Genomic DNA, 1,559 nt, shown 5'->3' with positions numbered 1-1,559 from the left:
GCGCCAGCACCACCCCGGTATCGAGGCTGCGCTCGATTTCCCGGCCGGCGTCGTCGTGGGCGAAGCGCACCGTCCGCCCGGCGGTGTGCAGCGACAGCGGCAGATCGTTCGGGTCATACTCCCAGACGCTCTCCGCCCTGGACGGCGTCACCCGCCGCACCCGCCGGCCCAGCCCGTCGAACGTCGAGGACACCGTCCGACCGTTGCAGGTCTCCGCCAGCACCCGGCCCAGCGCGTCCCGCTGGAGCGTGCAGTCCGCATCGGAGTTGGTAGCGCGCACGACCCGGCCGACGGCGTCGTAGGCAAACGTGCTCACCGCATCGTCGCCCCGTTTCTCGGTCACGTTCCCGAGCAGGTCGCGGGTGAACCGCAGGGTCTGCCCCGCACCGTTGGTCGACGCGACGAGCTGCCCGGCGCCGTCATGGGTATAGGCAAGGACGCGGCCGTTGAAATCGGTCTCCCGGATGAGATTGCCGGCCGGATCGTAGTCATACCGCCAGACCAGGCCGTGCGGGTTGGTGACGGCGACCAGCCGCAGCTCGGTGTCATAGGCGAACGCCAACCGTGCCCCGTCCGGACCGGTCCGCGCAGCCGGCAGATCGAAATGCGTCACCTCGATGCGGGTCACCAAACCGGCCGCGTCAAGGTGCTCGATCAGGTTGCCTTCCCCGTCATAGCTCCACCGCTCGGTGGCACCGTCGGGCAGGGTCCGGGATACGGGTTTGCCCTCCACCGTCCACCCGAACCGGGTCACCCCGCCCACCGGATCGGTCACCGCGACCACCCGGCCGAACCCGTCCCGCTCGCAGGAGGTCACCGTACCGAGCGGATCGGTCACCGCGACCGGCAGCCCGGCGGCATCGCTCGCCACCCGCCGAATCTGGCCGAGCGCGTCGGTGACGGTGGTGAGCCGGCCACGGTCGTCATAGGCGAATGCCGTGCGCGCCCTGGCCGGGTCGACCACCGCGGTCGGGTTGCCCCGGTCATCGTAGGAGCGTTCCCAGCGGGCACCGTCCGGTTCGATGACCGTCACCGGCAGCCGCAGCGCATTCCATTGCGCGGTCATCCGGCTGCCATCCGGCCGGATGACCTCCGTCAGGTTGCCGTCACCGTCATAGCGGTACCGCACCGTGCGGCCCAACGGATCGGTCTCGGCCAGCTTGCGGTCATACCGATCCCACGCGTAGCCGGTAACACCACCAAGCGGATCGACCTGCCGCCGCAGCTGCATCGCCGCGGTGAAGTGGTACTCGATGCTGTGGCCCAGCGAGTTGGTCTCCACCGTGACACCGCGCTCGGTGTCGTAGACGATCGTCCCATCCAGACAACCCGCCGAACCCACGGTCCGCACCACCCGACCGGCCCCGTCGTAGCTGTAGGCGTAGCTGGTGCCGTTACGATCCGTCCAACCGATCATCCGCCCAACGGCGTCATAGGCGAACCGCAACGGCCGACCCGAGGAGTTCACCACCTCGATCAGCCGGCCGGCCCCGTCATAGCCATACCGGACGACCTCGGTGTCGGGTTCGCCCGCCCGCCCCCGCAACCGGATCGCGGTG

Annotated in this window: 1 pseudogene; it reads right to left on the bottom strand. The window is 69.7% G+C overall.

Features of this window, described 5'->3' with window-relative positions:
- Nucleotides 1–1,559: pseudogene (locus tag U9977_RS26390) on the bottom strand (type IV secretion protein Rhs); the annotation flags it as partial.

The organism is Protofrankia sp. Cas8 (assembly GCF_963555845.1).
In the GTDB taxonomy this organism is placed as follows: Bacteria; Actinomycetota; Actinomycetes; order Frankiales; family Frankiaceae; genus Protofrankia.
The sequence above is the reverse complement of the archived record's forward strand: the minus strand, read 5'-3'. Positions and strand labels throughout refer to the sequence as shown.